Raw genomic sequence first — 15116 nt, forward strand, 5'->3', positions numbered from 1 at the left:
GAGGCGGCGGGCCGATCAGGCTACGGTGAGGCGCATGGACGTCCGCCGCCGCGTCACCGAAGCCCGGGTGGCCCGTTTGGCCACCGCAGACGGGTCCGGCGAACCCCACCTGGTCCCGATCGTGTTCGCCCTCGACGGCGATGCGATCCACACCTGCGTCGACGACAAGCCGAAGACCACCCGGCAACTACGGCGCCTCGCCGACATCGCAGCGAACCCCCGCGTGAGCGTGCTCGTCGACCACTACAGCGACGACTGGTCGCAGTTGTGGTGGATTCGCATCGACGGCATCGCCACGGTCCACTCCGCGGATACCGACGCGGGCGCCATCGGCCTCGACGCACTGGTACGCAAGTATCCGCAGTACCGGGCGAAACGCCCACCGGGACCGGTGATCACCATCGATCGACTGCGTTGGCGAGCCTGGTCGGCGTGACACCGGCCGGTAGTCGATGGTGCGGGCCGCCGGCCGTCCGTAGCCCGAGTCCTACGATGGGTCGATGTCCGATTCCCCCGAGAAACTCATCCGTGTCAGCGCGGTCGTGCTCCGCGATGCCGACGGGCAGGTGCTGACGGTGCGGAAGCGCAACACGTCCAGGTTCATGCTTCCCGGGGGTAAGCCCGAACCCGGTGAGTCGGCAGCCGAGGCTGCGGTGCGTGAATGCGCCGAAGAGGTCGGGGCGACGCTCGACCCGGCTGCGCTCCGGCCGATCGGGGTCTTCCTGGCGGACGCGGCGAACGAACCGGGCTGGAAGATCGAGGGGACGGTGTTCGAGCACCCCTTCGTCGGCGTCGTGGGGATCGCGTCGGAGATCGAGGAGATGCGGTGGCTCGATCCCGCGCGTCTGCCGCTGCCCGGCGATCTGGCGCCGCTGCTCGAGCACTTCGTTCTTCCGGCGATCGCGCGCTGACGTTCCTTCAGGCAGCGGAAGTCGCATTACCGGTTCGGTATTGCGCGGTTCTCGCGATTCGGGGAATGTGGGCGGCACAGGAATTGCATGCACGCTCGTAGCAAAGGACTTTTCATGGCGCTCACCGCTCTGCTCGAACTCGAATTCAAGGACGACGCACTCGACGACGCGAAGACGGTCATGGACCGTGTGCTCGGCGAGACCCGCGCGTTCGACGGTTGCGAAGGCATCGAAATCCTGGTGGACCAGGCGAACGAGGCGCATTGGGTCGTCGTCGAGAAGTGGCGTTCGGCCGAGCACGACGCCGCCTACCGCAAGTTCCGCGCGGGCGAGGGTGCCATCACCGATCTGGGTCCGTTGCTGGCGGGAGCGCCGAAGCTCACGCAGTTCACGACCCTCTGATACATCCCGCAACGAGAACAGCGTGGCACGCCCGGGCGTGCCACGCTGTCGTCGTTTCGGACCGGGGACCGGTCGCCGCTCCGTGGGCGGCTAGAGCGCCAGGCGCTTGCGGGCCGCGGCGTATTCGTCGGCGAGACGCTCGACGACCCGGGCGGTGGGGGCGACCTCGCCGATGACGGCGATGCCCTGCCCGGCTCCCCAGATGTCGCGCCACGCCTTGGCGGTGCCACCGGGTTCGCTCTTGTCGTCACCGAGGTTCATCGCGGACGGATCCGAGGTGGCGAGGTTGTCGGGGTCCATGCCCGCACGGCTGATGCTGCCGCGCAGGTAGTTGGCGTGCACCCCGCTGAACAGGTTGGTGTAGACGATGTCGGAGGCCGACGAGTCCACGAGCATCTGCTTGTACTCGTCCTGGGCGTGCGCTTCCGTCGTCGCGATGAACGCCGACCCGATGTAGGCGAGGTCCGCGCCGGCCGCCTGCGCCGCGAGGATCGAGTTGCCGTGCGCGATGGCGCCCGACAGCAGCAGCGGTCCGTCGAACCAGGTGCGGATCTCCTGCACGAGAGCGAACGGCGACTGCGTTCCGGCGTGTCCACCGGCGCCTGCGGCGACGGCGATCAGACCGTCGGCGCCCTTCTCGATCGCCTTCTTCGCGTACCGGTTGTCGATGACGTCGTGCAGGACGATGCCACCGTACGAATGGATCGCGTCGTTGACGTCGGTACGCGCGCCGAGCGAGGTGATGACGAGCGGCACCTTGAACTCGACGATCGTCGCGAGGTCTTCTTCGAGGCGGTCGTTGGACCGGTGCACGATGAGGTTCACCGCGTACGGAGCGGACGGCGTCTCGGGGTTGGCGGCGTCGTACTCGGCGAGTGCCTCGGTGATCCGGGTGAGCCACTCACGCAGTTGCGACTGCGGACGGGCATTGAGCGACGGGAACGACCCGACGACACCCGCGGTGCACTGCGCGATGACGAGATCGGGGTTGGAGACGATGAACATCGGCGACGCCACGACGGGCAGACGCAGACGATCCTCCAGGATCGACGGCAGACTCATATACGAAAACTCCTGTGTGTGGGTGGATTCAGGCTTGTTCTAGTTGTGCCGCCATGCGGGGGATCAGTGCTTGCAGGCCCTTCACGGGGCGGATCATGACTTTGAAGCGGACGATCCGGTCCCGGTCGTCCCATTCGATCAGGTCCACACCGTTGACGTGGACGCCGTCGAGATCGGCGACGAACTCGAGCACTGCCGAATTCGGGCCGTACCACTCGCCGACGTAGCGGAATCCGGTGTCGTCACCGAATACGGTCAGCGCGGCGCGGAGGTAGGCGATCGTCTTCGCCTTGCCCTCCTGCGGAGTGAACACCGCGGGGGAGAGGAAGACGGCGTCGTCGGCGACGAGAGTGTCCAGTGCCTCGAGGTCGTTCGTCTCGATCAGCCGATGCCAACCGGCGATCACGGCAGGGCAGGCGGGATGCGTCACGTCGGTTCGCCTCTCGGTGGGGGTCGGGTCCGAGCGTAGGTCCGGCACGCTAAACGGTCAAGAGTGACTGTTCGTCGCCGTCGTCGCGGAAGTCTCGGGCGTTGCGGAAAGGGTGTCATCCGGGTGCCGGTCCCGTCCGGTGCGGTCGCGGAGGCTAAGGTACGACGGGGCGGCGCGTGTCGCGTGCCTCGTCGTGACATCGAAAGTGGAGGTAACCGGGATGTTTGAACTCTTCGGCATGATCGTCGTCGTGCTTACGATCGCTGTCGTGTCCGTCGGCACCCTGATCCTGCTCGTGATCTCGACGATCAACCCGCATTTCATGCAGCGCAAGGCCAAGAACGCGAGCCTGGTCGAGGCCGACGCGCGCCGGGCCGAGTAACCACCCCGGGAGACCGGCCGGAGAGCGCCTACCCCCAGCCCAGCTGGTGGAGGCGCTCTTCTTCGATTCCGAAGTAGTGGGCGATCTCGTGGACCACCGTGACCAGCACCTCGTGCACCACGTCGTCGTCCGTGTCGCAGATGTCGAGAATCGCGTCCCGGTAGATCGAGATCGTGTCCGGTAGCGACCCGGCGTAGTGACTGTCGCGCTCGGTGAGCGCAATCCCCTGATACAGCCCCAGCAGTTCCGGTTCCTCGTCGTGCCTCGGCTCGACGAGCACCACCACGTTGTCGATGGCGCGTGCCAGTTCGACCGGGATCTCGTCGAGTGCCTCCGAGACGAGCTCTTCGAAATGCTCGTCGCTCATCCGGACGCCCATTACCGCCCCGGCAGGGGGAAGGCGCCGGGCAGCGGGTTCGGCAGCGACCTGCCGTCCGGCAACGGCTCGGGCGCCACCGGCGGCTGGCCGTCGATGAGGATGTCGCCCTTCGCGCTGCCGGTGATGGACGCGAAGCCGCCGCCCTCGACCTGCTTGCCGATCGAACAGTTGACCTTGCGGCTTCCGGCGATCCAGCTGTCGTATCCCAGGTTGTCCCAGAACAACGTGAGCGTCTTGTTGCGGAGCGCATCGGGATTGCCCAGGTACTCACCGACCAGCCGCGTGCACGTTTCCTCGAGGTATCGGTCCTGATCTTCGATGCTCGGAAGACCCTCGGGGAATTGCGACGACAGATCGACGGTGGCGACCACTTCGAATGCGTGCGGTTTCGCGCAGTCGACCGGGTCGGCCGGGATGCCGTTGTTGATGCCGATGCAGACTCCGACGTCCCACGCGCGCGACTGGTCCTGATCGGCCACCCGTCCCTGGACGGGGAGGAGATTGCCGGTCGTCGACGAGAACTGCAGGCCACACCGCAGCGTTCGTTCTCCCGCGGCCCAGCCGGCCTCGCCGGGATTGATCAGCCCGACGCTGAACTTGCCCACCGGGTCGAATCGGTCCTCGAGGTAGTCCATGGCCGCCGGGACGCAGAGTTCGTCGCGCAGGGCGGTGAACCGCATCACCGACGGGAACCGCGAGCCCGGTCCCCACTCGGCACCCGGGTAGTTGCTCAGGTCGATGTCGGCGACCACCTCGAACAGGTGCGTCTGCTCGCAGTCGACCTTGGTGAGATCACCGGCGTCGAGGGCGGTCCAGGTGAGGCAGTCACCCGTCGCCGCTGTTCCGAACGCTTCTCCCGCCACCGCTCCGGTGGTCGCGACCTTGCGTCCGCTGTCACCGGTTCCGTCGCTCGAGCCCTCGAAACCGGCCACGACGAAGCTCGCGACTGCCGCGAGCACCGCGCCCACCGCGACGAATATCAGCGCGCGTCGGGTCAGCCTCGCGGAAGGCGGACGTCGTTCGGGCTGCTGCTTACGTTCTTCGGCCATCACGGTCCATCATGCCCGTTCGCGCGGCCGGCGGTAGCGTCGGATCATGACCGAACAGCCTATAGATCCGCAGATTCTCGAGATTGCCCAGCATATGTTCGCCGCCGCGCGCGCCGGCGACGCCGCCACGCTCGCCGAGTACATCGACGCGGGTGTGCCGGCGAATCTCACGAATCAATCCGGCGACACGCTGGTGATGCTCGCGGCGTACCACGGTCATGCGGATGCGGTTCGGGTCCTGGCCGAGCGTGGTGCCGACCTCGACCGGCTCAACGACAAGGGTCAGTCGCCGCTCGCCGGCGCTGTGTTCAAGGGTTCCGACGAGGTCGTCCGAGTTCTTTCCGAGGCCGGTGCAGATCCCGCCCTCGGGCATCCCACTGCGATCGATACGGCCAAGATGTTCGGGCGCGACGAATACCTTGGCCTGTGGCAGCGGTAGGCTTCACCCCGTGATCGACCTCAAGTTCCTCCGCGAGAATCCCGACGTCGTCCGTGAATCGCAGCGCACCCGCGGCGAAGACCCCGGCCTCGTCGACACCCTGCTCGAGGCCGATACGGCCCGCCGCGCCGCGGTGCTCGCCGGCGACAACGCCCGCGCCGAGCAGAAGGCGCTGGGCAAGAAGGTCGGCCAGGCCTCTCCCGAGGAGCGGACCGCGCTGCTCGAGGGTGCGAAGGAACTGGCCGCGAAGGTCAAGGAACTCGAAGTCGAGCAGAACGCGGCCGAACAGACGCTCGAGCGCGCACACCTCGCGATCTCCAACGTCGTGGAGGGCGCACCGGCCGGTGGCGAGGACGATTTCGTCACCGTCGAAACCGTCGGCGATCTCCCCACCTTCGACTTCGAGCCCAAGGATCACCTTGCGCTGGGTGAGTCGCTGGGGCTGATCGACATGGAACGCGGCGCCAAGGTGTCGGGCGCGCGGTTCTACTTCCTCACCGGCTACGGTGCGCTGCTCCAGCTCGGTCTGCTGCAACTCGCCGCGCAGAAGGCCACCGCGAACGGCTTTACCATGATGATCCCGCCGGTGCTGGTGCGTCCCGAGGTCATGCAGGGCACCGGATTCCTCGGGCAGCACGCCGACGAGGTCTACCACCTCGAAGAGGACGACCTGTACCTCGTCGGTACCTCCGAGGTGCCGCTGGCGGGCTACCACTCGGGCGAGATCCTCGACCTGGAGAAGGGGCCGAAGCGGTACGCGGGCTGGTCCTCGTGCTTCCGCCGCGAGGCCGGCAGCTACGGCAAAGACACCCGCGGCATCATCCGCGTCCACCAGTTCGACAAGGTGGAGATGTTCGTCTACTGCAAGCCCGAGGACGCCGTGGCCGAGCATCAGCGGCTGCTGTCGTGGGAGCGCGAGATGCTCGCCTCGATCGAAGTGCCGTACCGGATCATCGACATCGCCGGTGGCGACCTGGGTTCGTCGGCGGCACGCAAGTTCGACTGCGAAGCGTGGGTTCCCACCCAGGAGCGCTACCGCGAGCTCACCTCCACCTCGAACTGCACGACGTTCCAGGCCCGTCGCCTCAACATCCGTTACCGCGACGAGAACGGCAAGCCCCAGACCGCGGCGACCCTCAACGGGACGCTCGCGACCACTCGGTGGCTCGTCGCGCTGCTCGAGAACCACCAGCAGGCCGACGGGTCGGTCAAGGTTCCCGCTGCGCTCGTTCCGTTCGTCGGCAAGGAAGTGCTCGAACCCGTCGTCTGAGCTTGGAGCGCACCTCCACATTTCGGGGATGAAGTTTGTTTTATCCCCGTAAACAAGCCGGAAGTTTCGAAACCGGCTTAGTATCGGCCAATGGAGAAAGTGTTGGTCGTGTACGGCACTCGTCCTGAGGCGATCAAGATGGCGCCGGTGGTCGCCCAGTTGCAGCGCTCGGCGACCCTCGAGCCGATCGTGGTCGTCACCGGACAGCACCGGGCGATGCTCGACCAGGTAAATGCCCTGTTCGGGATCCGGCCCCGATACGACCTCGACGTCCTCGAACCACGCCAGCGCCTCGAGGACGTCACGTCGAGGGTGCTCTGCGGGGTCTCCCGCATCCTCGCGGACGAGAAACCCGCCGCCGTCCTGGTCCAGGGCGACACCACCACGTGTTTCGCGGCAGCCCTCGCCGCGTTCTACGGCCGGGTGCCGCTCGTGCACCTCGAGGCCGACCTGCGCACGGGCGACCCGACGAACCCGTTCCCCGAGGAGATCAACCGCCGGCTCACGTCGCACCTCGCGTCCCTGCACCTGGCTCCGACACCGACGTCGTGTGCCAATCTCCTTGCCGAAGGCATATCCCGCGGGAGCGTCGTCGTCACCGGCAACACCGTCATCGACGCCCTGCACCATGTGATTTCGCAGGATCTCCCACCCGTCGACGAGGCTCTCGCGCGGGTACTCGGAGAACCCCTGGTGCTCGTCACGGCGCATCGTCGCGAATCGTGGGGTGAGCCCATGGCGAATTCCGCCCGTGCGATCGCGACCCTCGCGCGGCGATTCCCACACTCGACGTTCCTGCTTCCCGCACACCTCAACCCGGTGGTCCGGGAAGTGCTGCTCCCGCCGTTGGCCGGCCTGCCGAACGTCGTCGTCACAGAACCCTTGTGCTACAGCGACTTCGCACGTGCGATGGACAGCGCCCGGGTGGTGCTCACCGACAGCGGAGGAGTTCAGGAGGAAGCGCCCAGCCTCGGGAAGCCGGTGGTCGTGATGCGTGAGACCACCGAGCGTCCCGAAGCCGTCGCGGCGGGCACCGTGGAACTCGTCGGTACCGACGAGCACCGGATCGTCCGCGCGGTGTCGCGTCTGCTCACCGATTCCGACGCGTACGACGAGATGGCCCGGGCGGTCAATCCCTACGGTGACGGACGTGCCGCAGCGCGATCCGTCGACGCGATCGAGAGTTTCTTCGGAAAGGGCACGCCCCCCGACGAATTCGTGCCGGTCTCGGTCGCTCGCAGTTTCTGAGCAGGCCGGGTTCGCCGGAAGGTGACGAACCCCGGCCACTATGTCAGCGCCACAGGCCCCTGGTGTCGTACACGACCTTGCCGGCGAGAAGACTGCGCGAGAGCGACTTGAACTGATCGTGATCGACCAGTTCGATGACGATGTCGGCGGCCGCGATCGCCTCCCGGCACCGTGACATGCGGACCCGCTCGTACCCCTGCAGGGTGTCGGGAACTTCCGGCACGAACGGATCGACGAGCAGGATCTCCACGTCCGGAAGCGCTTTCGCGATCAGCTCGACGACTTGCAGCGCCGGGCTCTCGCGGATGTCGTCCACATTGGCCTTGAACGTCAGGCCCAGGCAGGCGATCGTGGGATCGCGGAACCGCGCACACTTGTCGATCGCCTGCTGGGCAACGTAATTGGGCTTGGAATCGTTGACCTGGCGAGCAGTCCGGATGAGCTTCGCCGCCTCCGGTGCGGCACCGACGATGAACCACGGATCCACCGCGATGCAGTGACCGCCCACTCCGGGACCGGGATTGAGGATGTTCACCCGGGGATGCCGGTTCGCGAGCCGGATCACCTCCCACACGTCGAGTTCGAGTTCGTCCGACACGTAGGACAATTCGTTGGCGAACGCGATGTTGACGTCGCGGTAGGCGTTCTCGACGAGCTTGGCCATCTCTGCGCTCGCGGCGTCCGTCAAGCAGATCTCTCCCTGACAGAAGATCCGGTAGATCGACGCGGCGCGCTCGGCGCAGGTGGTGGTGATTCCCCCGACCACTCGGTCGTTGGTCACCATTTCCACCATGATCCGGCCGGGGAGCACACGTTCGGGACAGTGCGCGACATGCACGTCCGCCAATCCCTCGTCGGCGTGTGGCAGGTGCAGATCGGGTCGTCGCTCGGCGATCCAGCGGCTGACCTGCTCGGTGGTGCCGGGCGGCGATGTCGATTCGAGAACCACGATCTCGCCGCCGCGCAACTGCTCCGCGACCTGCTCGGCTGCCGTCCGCACGTACGACAGGTCTGCGGTGTGGTCGGCGTTGAACGGCGTGGGAACCGCGATGATGTACGCGTCGGCGTGCGGCACGGTGCTGCTGGTGTGCAGCATGTTCGACGCGACGGCACCGCGCATCGCCGCTGCCAGGTCGGGTTCGGAGAAGGGAGCCTCGCCCTGCGAGACCGCGTGCACGATGCGCGGATCGATGTCGACACCCGTCACGTCGACACCCCGGGTCGCGAGCATCACGGCGGTGGGCAGGCCGATGTAACCGAGTCCGACGACAGCGACACTTCCGGTGAACAACTCAGCCATGGCGTTCCCTCACGATCGGTAGATGCCGGGGTTCTTCGTCGTGGGCGCGTTCGTAGGGCGGCGTGTGCCGCACGAGTTCCGTGAGCGCCATAACGACGAAGCGGGTGTTCGTATGCAGGTACCGACGCCACATGCGCCGGGGTTCCTGGAGGAGTCGGTAGGCCCATTCCATGCCCAGTCGCTGCCACGCTCGGGGAGCGCGTTTCGTGAATCCGGCGAGCACGTCGAACGAACCACCTACTCCGTGCCGCAGCGGAACGCCGAGGTCGGCTTCCCAGCACCGGAGGAAGTTCTCCTTGTGAGGCGAGGGCATGCCGATGAAGAGCATGTCCGCACCCGACTCACGGATATCGCGGACGATGTGGGCGCAATCGTGGATGTCGAAGTATCCGTGGTGGTGCCTTGCGCTGCGCCTGGACGTCGCTCATCGCCTCGGTCTTCGACAGCAGAACCGCGGGACTCGTCGCCGCGGCGACATCTGGCCTCCTCCTGCTCCACGCGTTGAGCAACGTGCCCGAGGCGATGCTGCAACGGGAGTTCAGCGTGCGCCGCCGTCTCCTCGTCGGTCCGCTCGTCGCCGTGACCTACGCGGTCGTCGCGGTGGTACTCGCCGCACGGGGCTGGGGTGTGTGGAGCATGGTGATGGGCACCTACGCGTCGTACGTCGCGCCCGTCGTCTCGGTGTGGCTGATCTCGAGTTGGCGTCCGGGTTCCGGACGCGCCTCGATCGCGATGTGGCGGACGCTCGCCCGCTACGGGGCACCACTCGTATTCGGGATGATCGGATCGCGGGTGCAGAACGCGACGGAAGCGGTCGTGCTGGGCCGCGGATTGAGCCCGACCGACCTGGGCCTCTTCCGGTACGGGCAGCGCATCGCGCGGATCCCCACCATGGCGATCATCGAAGTCGGTTCGGTCGCCCTGTTTCCCGCCTTCTCGCGCATCGCCGGCCATCTCGACAGGCTCGTCCCCGCATACCTGAGGGCATTGCAATGGGCGATCGTTCTCGCCGCGGCGTGCTCGGGCCTGATGATCGCCGTCGGTCCGCCCGCAGTCGTCGTCGTGCTCGGTGAACCGTGGCGCGGTGTCGGTCCCGCAGTGGTCGCGTTGGCGGGCCTGAGCCTGGGCCGGGCGTGCATCTGCGTGAGCGAGGAGATCATCAAGGGGAGAGGCCGCACCGGTCTGCTCAACTGGTACACCGTCAGTGAAGTAGGCCTGGGACTCGGGTTGCTGTTGGTACTCGTCGGCCCCTTCGGTCTGGTGGGCGCGGCACTGTCGGTGTCCCTCACCTCGATTCTGGTGGGGATCGTCGTCCTCGCGTTGACGATGCGCGTGATCCCGGTGTCGGCTCGGGCGATCTGCGGGGCCGTGCTTCCGCCGCTGCCCGCTGCCGCCCTGGCCACGCTCGCACTTTGGTTTCTCGAAACCGGTGTCATGCACACCGATTCGCGTCCGCTCCTGGTGGCCGTGGCGTGTCTCGTCGTGGACGTGGTGGTCTTCGGAATTGTCTACGTGCTCCTGCTGACGGTGTTCGCGCGGCCCGTGGTGTTCGACGCGGCAGACCTTCTCGTGCGCATCGTCCGCTCCCGGCGACGCGCGGACGCCGTCCCGTCGCCGAGCGTCACCGTCCCGTTCCGAGATCCCGAGGAGTGAACATGTTTTCACGCAGCGGAATTCGCCCGAAGCGCCGCCCCGGCTGTCCGACGCTGATTGCGGTGTCGCGGGCGGGGCCGGTGGTCCGGTTGAGGCCTCTCCAGTTCTCGGATTTCGGCCGGTGGCGCAGTATCCGCCTGCGCGACCGGGAGTACATCGAACCGTTCTGGGCGTCGAGCGCGGTCCCGTGGGAGCAGCGGCACACCGAAAAGCTTTGGGTACGTGAGTGTCTGCACCTGCGACGGGCATCCCACAGTGTCGGGTTCGCCATCGAGGTGGACGGGTTGTTCTCGGGACAGTGCACGTTGACAGACCTGGACCCCGACGCGCGCTCGGCAGAATTGGGGATCTGGATCGACTCCGCCTACGCGGGCATGAATGTCGGTGTCCTGGCCGGAGCGATGGTCCTCGATCACGCTTTCGGGGCGCTGGGCCTACACCGCATCACCGCGCCGATCAGCAGTGACAACGAACCCGCAGCCCGGGCAGCGCGCCGGTGCGGCCTCGCCCACGAGGCGACGATGCGTGCGTATTTCGACGCGGGTGGCAGTCCCAAGGACCACGCCCTGTGGGCCGTGACCGCGGCGAGTGCGCCCCCCGGCGGCTTCGCGGTCCCCTGGTCGATGCCCGGCACGGCACCGCGGGGACGGCCACGGCCAGCGAAAGACCGCCTGCCTTCGGTCGCGGCGGTCGTCGCGACCGCACGTTTCCTCGCCGGTTCGGTGAAGGGACGGGTGCGCTCGCGTCCATCCGCCCGTGTGCCGGGGTCCGGCGTCGGACGTCTCGGCAACGACAGCACATTCGCCCTGACACCGGTCTCCCCGCGGGACTCTCTGCACCACCGGAACGGGCAGTCGGCCTCGCGTGGTCGCTCTCTGGCGCGGCGAGGGTGCGGCGGAGCCATCCCCCCGGCCGACCTCCGCTCGGGTCGTGCACTGGCATTCCGGGTCCTCGTCGACGGCATCGCGGTGGGCCACGTCGCTCTCGAAGGCCTCGACGCCGTGCGCGGCAACGCCGCCCTCCGCGTCGAATCGGAGACGCACGAACCGCACGCCGCCCTCGCCTCCGCGACGAGGACGCTGATGCTGCACGGATTCCGCGATCTCGGTCTGCGCAGGATCCAGACGGAGATCGATCCCGACGATTCGGTCGCGGCGTCGTTCGTCGTCGCCGCCGGTCTGGAATTCGAAGGGCGCATGTCCGGGATCAGGACGGAGACCGGGGGACCTCGACTCGGACGACGGGTGTGGGTTCCCGGGGCCGCAGAAACACAGGGCATCTCGGTGCGGTGCCGCACCGGTACGACGGAAGGGTCGTGTGATGACCGGGAGCAGGACGTCGCCGGAAGTCGAATCGGTACCGGGTGCCAGAACCTTCGAGCGCTCGGTGCGGATGCAGCGACGCCTGCACGACGTGGTGCCCGGCGGCGCGCACACCTATGCACGCGGACCGGACCAGTATCCGGAGTTCATGACACCGATCCTCACGCACGGTGCCGGTGCGCACGTGTGGGACGTGGACGGCAACGAGTACGTCGAGTACGGGATGGGACTGCGTGCGGTCACGCTCGGGCACGGTTACCCACCGGTCGTCGAGGCGGTCGCCGATACGATCCGGCGGGGAACGAACTTCAGCCGCCCCACCGAACTCGAACTCTCCGCTGCCGAGGATTTCCTCGAACTCGTTCCCGGCGCGGACATGGTGAAGTTCGCGAAGAACGGGTCGGATGCCACGACCGCGGCGGTGCGCCTCGCCCGGGCGGTCACCGGACGCGACCACATCGCGGTGTGCGACCACCCGTTCTTCTCGGTCGACGACTGGTTCATCGGCGGCACCGCGATGAACGCGGGGATACCTGCTGCCACAGCGCAACTCACCGGAAGGTTCCGATACGGCGACCTGGCGTCGCTCGAGGAGGTTCTGGCCGAACGGCCCGTCGCGGGTGTGGTCCTCGAGGCCGCGACCGCCACCGTGGAACCTCCTCCCGGCTTCCTCGAAGGGGTGCGCGCGCTGTGCGACCGCTACGGCGCGCTGATGATCCTCGACGAGATGATCACCGGGTTCCGCTGGTCCGAGCACGGTGCGCAGAATCTCTACGGTGTCCGCCCCGACCTGTCGTGCTGGGGCAAGGCCATGGGCAACGGGTTCCCGATCTCGGCGCTGGCGGGAAAGCGCGAGTACATGGAACTCGGCGGGCTCCGGACCGCGTCGGACCGGGTCTTCCTGCTGTCCACCACGCACGGTCCGGAAACGGCATCTCTGGCGGCGTTCCGGGCGGTGGTGCGCGCCTACCGCACCGGCGACCCGATCGGCCGGATGGAGGCGGCGGGCCGGATGCTCGCCGACGCGGTGAACACGGCTGCCGCAGAGTACGGAGTGGGAGAGTTCGTCCGCGTGCACGGCAGGCCGTCGTGCCTGGTGTTCGCCACCTGCGACCGGGAAGGCCGGCCCTCCCAGCCGTATCGCACCTTGTTCCTGCAGGAGCTGCTGGACCGGGGCGTGCTGGCGCAATCGTTCGTGGTGTCGGCAGCGCACACCGACGACGACATCACCCGTACCGCCGAGGCGGTCGCGGGTGCGCTCGGTGTCTACCGCCGTGCGCTCGAGGCGGGAACCGTCGACGGATTGTTGCGAGGACGTCCGGTGGCGCCTGCGCTGCGGCGGCGTGCCGAACCGAGGCAACTGGAACTCTGACCGGCGGTCCCGGCAGCCGAGGGGTTCAGCGCAGAACCAGGCAGGTCGACGACGCGGTGGCGAGCAGTCGCCCGTCGGCGTCGCGCGCCTCACCACGCGCGGTGGCGGTGCGGCGGCCGGTGTACTCGCAGAAACCGTGGACCCGGACGGCGGAATGCCCGGGCTGGATCGGCCGTACGTACCGGACCTGCAGGTCGAGCGTGGTGTACCCGACTCCGGCCTCGAGGGTGCTCGACACGCTCAGTCCCATCGCGGTGTCGAACATCGTCGCGAGTACGCCGCCGTGGACGCTGCCGACGGCGTTGGCGTGGAATTCCCGAGGTTCGATGCACACCTCGACGAACCCCTCGCGGGCATCCGTGACGGTGAAGCCGAGAGTTCGGGCCGTCGGGTGGTGCGGGACGGAACCGTCGATCATCCCGCGCAGGAAGTCGAGTCCGTTCATCTCGCGGTTCGCGGCGGAGGTCGGCGCAGGATCTTCCCAGGTGTAGGTGCGGGTCCGCTCGGGTGAGTTGTCCTCGGTCACCGTCCGACCGTATCGGATGCCGTATTGGGCAGTGACACACGCCGCACCCCCGTGGCACCCTGGGAACATGCGCCGACGACGTTGATCCGAACCGAACGATTCCGTGTCCTGCCGGGCGGTGTCCGCCCGTGCGGTGCTGTACGCCTCGATACGCGACCTCATGCCGTTCTACGGCCTGTACGCCCTGTTCTTCGAGGACCACGGGCTCAGCCCCGGCAGCATCTCCTCGCTGTTCGTCCTGTGGTCGGTGGTCACCTTCGTCTCGGAGGTGCCGTCCGGTGCCTGGGCCGATACGGTGTCGCGCCGAGCTCTCCTCGCCGGGAGCGGAGTCCTGCTCACCGCCGCGTTCACGATGTGGCTCGTGTGGCCGACGTACTGGGGGTTCGCCGCCGGGTTCGCGCTGTGGGGCATCAGCGAGTCGTTGAAGTCCGGCACGTTCGAAGCTCTCGTCTACGACGAATTGGCCGCGCGCGGAGGCGAACACCGCTACGCGGCGGTGATGGGATATGCCGGTGCCGGTGAGATGGTGTGCGTGTTCGTCGCGACCCTGTCGGCGGCTCCGCTGTTCGCGCTCGGTGGTTACGCGCTCGTCGGCTGGGTGTCGGTGGCGATCACCGTCGCCGGCACCCTGCTGGTGTTCACCTTTCCGGCAGCCCCGAAATCGGTCGACGCCGACGAGGTCGAAGGGCCGGGCACCACGTTTGCCGCCCGTTATCTCGCGAGTCTGCGCGCCGGCACCACCGAAGTCCGCACCGACGCCGTGGTGCGTCGCGCGGTCGTCCTGGCGGCTGTGCTGCTCGCGTGCCTCGCGTTCGACGAGTACTTCGGTCTGCTCGCCCGCGAGGACGGCGCGGACACCGACTTCGTGCCGGTGCTCGTGGCGATCACAGTGGTCGGACAGGTCGTGGGTTCCGCCACGGCGGGCCTCGGCGCACGGATGCGCGGCCGGACCATGGGCGCGCTCGTGACGATCGGAGCCCTCGTCCTCGCAGCGGGAGCGCTCGTGGGCGGCGTGGCCGGGTTCGTGGCCGTCGGCGCCGGCTACGGCGCGTTGCACCACACCGCGGTCGTGGCCGAGGCGCGACTGCAGGAGACGATGTCGGGACGTGCGCGCGCGACAGTCTCGTCGGTCGTGGGTCTCACTAGCGAGGTCTTGTCGGTGGCGATATTCGCGGGGTTCGCACTCGGGGCGGTGTGGCTCCCGTTTGCGGTTCTCGTCGCGGCGGCGACGCTTCCTCTCGTCGTGCTGGGAGCGGTGACCGGCCGGGCTCTTCCTCCCGCCGCAGTGGACGAGTCCCCAGTGAACGATTCCGCAGTGGACGACCCACCAACGGACGGCCCCTCAGGAACCCCTTAACTCCTCCACCTACA

16 protein-coding genes and 2 pseudogenes are annotated in these 15116 nt (G+C 67.6%); 11 read left to right on the forward strand and 7 right to left on the reverse strand.

The features are described from left to right. Window positions 1-25 precede the first annotated feature (25 nt). From AC0B44_RS11130 to AC0B44_RS11140, 3 genes are all read left to right on the forward strand, one after another. Entirely contained in the window at window positions 26-436 is a 411-nt protein-coding gene (locus tag AC0B44_RS11130) for a TIGR03668 family PPOX class F420-dependent oxidoreductase (RefSeq protein WP_471902940.1), read from the forward strand. A 64-nt stretch (window positions 437-500) separates the two neighbouring features. Beyond that, complete coding sequence (locus AC0B44_RS11135) at window positions 501-911, forward strand: NUDIX hydrolase (protein WP_471902941.1); 411 nt, start codon at window positions 501-503, stop codon at window positions 909-911. Window positions 912-1025: 114 nt separating this feature from the next. Beyond that, window positions 1026-1313 carry a putative quinol monooxygenase gene (locus tag AC0B44_RS11140; RefSeq protein ID WP_471902942.1) on the forward strand — a complete coding sequence of 96 codons (288 nt, stop codon included), beginning with the start codon at window positions 1026-1028 and terminating at the stop codon, window positions 1311-1313. A gap of 90 nt (window positions 1314-1403) precedes the next feature. On the opposite strand, the gene AC0B44_RS11145 is transcribed toward AC0B44_RS11140, so the two are convergent. Both AC0B44_RS11145 and AC0B44_RS11150 read right to left on the reverse strand, forming a co-directional pair. Then, complete coding sequence (locus AC0B44_RS11145; protein ID WP_471902943.1) at window positions 1404-2375, reverse strand: NAD(P)H-dependent flavin oxidoreductase; 972 nt, start codon at window positions 2373-2375, stop codon at window positions 1404-1406. Window positions 2376-2403: 28 nt separating this feature from the next. Next, a complete protein-coding gene (locus AC0B44_RS11150; RefSeq protein WP_471902944.1) occupies window positions 2404-2805 on the reverse strand; it encodes a nuclear transport factor 2 family protein in 402 nt (133 codons plus the stop codon). Window positions 2806-3025: 220 nt separating this feature from the next. Between AC0B44_RS11150 and AC0B44_RS11155 the strand changes: the two genes are divergently transcribed. After that, on the forward strand, window positions 3026-3187 hold the full coding sequence (locus AC0B44_RS11155; protein WP_471902945.1) for a hypothetical protein: 162 nt from the start codon (window positions 3026-3028) through the stop codon (window positions 3185-3187). 28 nt (window positions 3188-3215) lie between these two features. Here AC0B44_RS11155 and AC0B44_RS11160 read toward each other — a convergent pair whose 3' ends face one another. Together AC0B44_RS11160 and AC0B44_RS11165 are read right to left on the reverse strand one after the other, a co-directional pair. Then, on the reverse strand, window positions 3216-3554 hold the full coding sequence (locus AC0B44_RS11160; protein WP_471902946.1) for a metallopeptidase family protein: 339 nt from the start codon (window positions 3552-3554) through the stop codon (window positions 3216-3218). A gap of 11 nt (window positions 3555-3565) precedes the next feature. Next, the gene (locus tag AC0B44_RS11165) at window positions 3566-4615 is read right to left on the reverse strand and encodes a septum formation family protein (protein WP_471902947.1); all 1050 of its coding nucleotides are present in this window, start codon (window positions 4613-4615) and stop codon (window positions 3566-3568) included. Window positions 4616-4661: 46 nt separating this feature from the next. On the opposite strand from AC0B44_RS11165, the gene AC0B44_RS11170 reads away from it, so the two are divergent. The 3 genes from AC0B44_RS11170 to wecB all read left to right on the forward strand — a co-directional run bounded on the left by AC0B44_RS11170 (window position 4662) and on the right by wecB (window position 7572). Next, window positions 4662-5054, forward strand: a complete 393-nt coding sequence (locus tag AC0B44_RS11170) for an ankyrin repeat domain-containing protein (RefSeq protein WP_471902948.1) — start codon at window positions 4662-4664, stop codon at window positions 5052-5054. Between the two features lie 10 nt (window positions 5055-5064). Further along, window positions 5065-6324, forward strand: a complete 1260-nt coding sequence (serS, locus tag AC0B44_RS11175; RefSeq protein WP_471902949.1) for a serine--tRNA ligase — start codon at window positions 5065-5067, stop codon at window positions 6322-6324. A 90-nt stretch (window positions 6325-6414) separates the two neighbouring features. After that, window positions 6415-7572, forward strand: a complete 1158-nt coding sequence (wecB, locus tag AC0B44_RS11180) for a non-hydrolyzing UDP-N-acetylglucosamine 2-epimerase (protein WP_471902950.1) — start codon at window positions 6415-6417, stop codon at window positions 7570-7572. A 43-nt stretch (window positions 7573-7615) separates the two neighbouring features. Here the strand turns inward: wecB and wecC are convergent, their stop codons facing one another. Both wecC and AC0B44_RS11190 read right to left on the reverse strand, forming a co-directional pair. Beyond that, the gene (wecC, locus tag AC0B44_RS11185) at window positions 7616-8872 is read right to left on the reverse strand and encodes a UDP-N-acetyl-D-mannosamine dehydrogenase (RefSeq protein WP_471902951.1); all 1257 of its coding nucleotides are present in this window, start codon (window positions 8870-8872) and stop codon (window positions 7616-7618) included. Beyond that, window positions 8865-9254, reverse strand: a pseudogene (locus AC0B44_RS11190) (WecB/TagA/CpsF family glycosyltransferase); the annotation flags it as partial. The gene wecC and the pseudogene AC0B44_RS11190, both read right to left, overlap by 8 nt. Before the next feature lie 20 nt (window positions 9255-9274). Here AC0B44_RS11190 and AC0B44_RS11195 point away from each other — a divergent pair. The 3 genes and pseudogenes from AC0B44_RS11195 to AC0B44_RS11205 all read left to right on the forward strand — a co-directional run bounded on the left by AC0B44_RS11195 (window position 9275) and on the right by AC0B44_RS11205 (window position 13219). After that, on the forward strand, window positions 9275-10525 hold the full coding sequence (locus AC0B44_RS11195) for an oligosaccharide flippase family protein (RefSeq protein WP_471902952.1): 1251 nt from the start codon (window positions 9275-9277) through the stop codon (window positions 10523-10525). A gap of 2 nt (window positions 10526-10527) precedes the next feature. Continuing rightward, window positions 10528-11079, forward strand: a pseudogene (locus AC0B44_RS11200) (GNAT family N-acetyltransferase); the annotation flags it as partial. Window positions 11080-11845: 766 nt separating this feature from the next. Further along, on the forward strand, window positions 11846-13219 hold the full coding sequence (locus tag AC0B44_RS11205; RefSeq protein ID WP_471902953.1) for a glutamate-1-semialdehyde 2,1-aminomutase: 1374 nt from the start codon (window positions 11846-11848) through the stop codon (window positions 13217-13219). Between the two features lie 25 nt (window positions 13220-13244). Here AC0B44_RS11205 and AC0B44_RS11210 read toward each other — a convergent pair whose 3' ends face one another. Then, window positions 13245-13664, reverse strand: coding sequence for a PaaI family thioesterase (locus AC0B44_RS11210; protein WP_471903009.1), 420 nt, complete (start codon window positions 13662-13664; stop codon window positions 13245-13247). 241 nt (window positions 13665-13905) lie between these two features. On the opposite strand from AC0B44_RS11210, the gene AC0B44_RS11215 reads away from it, so the two are divergent. After that, window positions 13906-15102 (forward strand): MFS transporter, encoded by a 1197-nt coding sequence (locus AC0B44_RS11215; protein ID WP_471903010.1) that lies wholly within the window; start codon window positions 13906-13908, stop codon window positions 15100-15102. Window positions 15103-15116 lie beyond the last annotated feature (14 nt).

The sequence above is a fragment of the Rhodococcus sp. NPDC019050 genome (genome assembly GCF_055664235.1).

Excerpts from the sequence above, each read along its gene's own strand:
- AC0B44_RS11165 (WP_471902947.1), bottom strand. The coding sequence starts at position 4,615 with ATGGCCGAAGAACGTAAGCAGCAGCCCGAACGACGTCCGCCTTCCGCG.
- wecB (WP_471902950.1), top strand. The coding sequence starts at position 6,415 with ATGGAGAAAGTGTTGGTCGTGTACGGCACTCGTCCTGAGGCGATCAAG.
- AC0B44_RS11215 (WP_471903010.1), top strand. The coding sequence starts at position 13,906 with ATGCCGTTCTACGGCCTGTACGCCCTGTTCTTCGAGGACCACGGGCTC.
- AC0B44_RS11210 (WP_471903009.1), bottom strand. The coding sequence starts at position 13,664 with ATGAACGGACTCGACTTCCTGCGCGGGATGATCGACGGTTCCGTCCCG.
- AC0B44_RS11135 (WP_471902941.1), top strand. The coding sequence starts at position 501 with ATGTCCGATTCCCCCGAGAAACTCATCCGTGTCAGCGCGGTCGTGCTC.
- AC0B44_RS11145 (WP_471902943.1), bottom strand. The coding sequence starts at position 2,375 with ATGAGTCTGCCGTCGATCCTGGAGGATCGTCTGCGTCTGCCCGTCGTG.
- AC0B44_RS11155 (WP_471902945.1), top strand. The coding sequence starts at position 3,026 with ATGTTTGAACTCTTCGGCATGATCGTCGTCGTGCTTACGATCGCTGTC.
- AC0B44_RS11170 (WP_471902948.1), top strand. The coding sequence starts at position 4,662 with ATGACCGAACAGCCTATAGATCCGCAGATTCTCGAGATTGCCCAGCAT.
- AC0B44_RS11160 (WP_471902946.1), bottom strand. The coding sequence starts at position 3,554 with ATGAGCGACGAGCATTTCGAAGAGCTCGTCTCGGAGGCACTCGACGAG.
- AC0B44_RS11205 (WP_471902953.1), top strand. The coding sequence starts at position 11,846 with ATGACCGGGAGCAGGACGTCGCCGGAAGTCGAATCGGTACCGGGTGCC.
- AC0B44_RS11140 (WP_471902942.1), top strand. The coding sequence starts at position 1,026 with ATGGCGCTCACCGCTCTGCTCGAACTCGAATTCAAGGACGACGCACTC.
- wecC (WP_471902951.1), bottom strand. The coding sequence starts at position 8,872 with ATGGCTGAGTTGTTCACCGGAAGTGTCGCTGTCGTCGGACTCGGTTAC.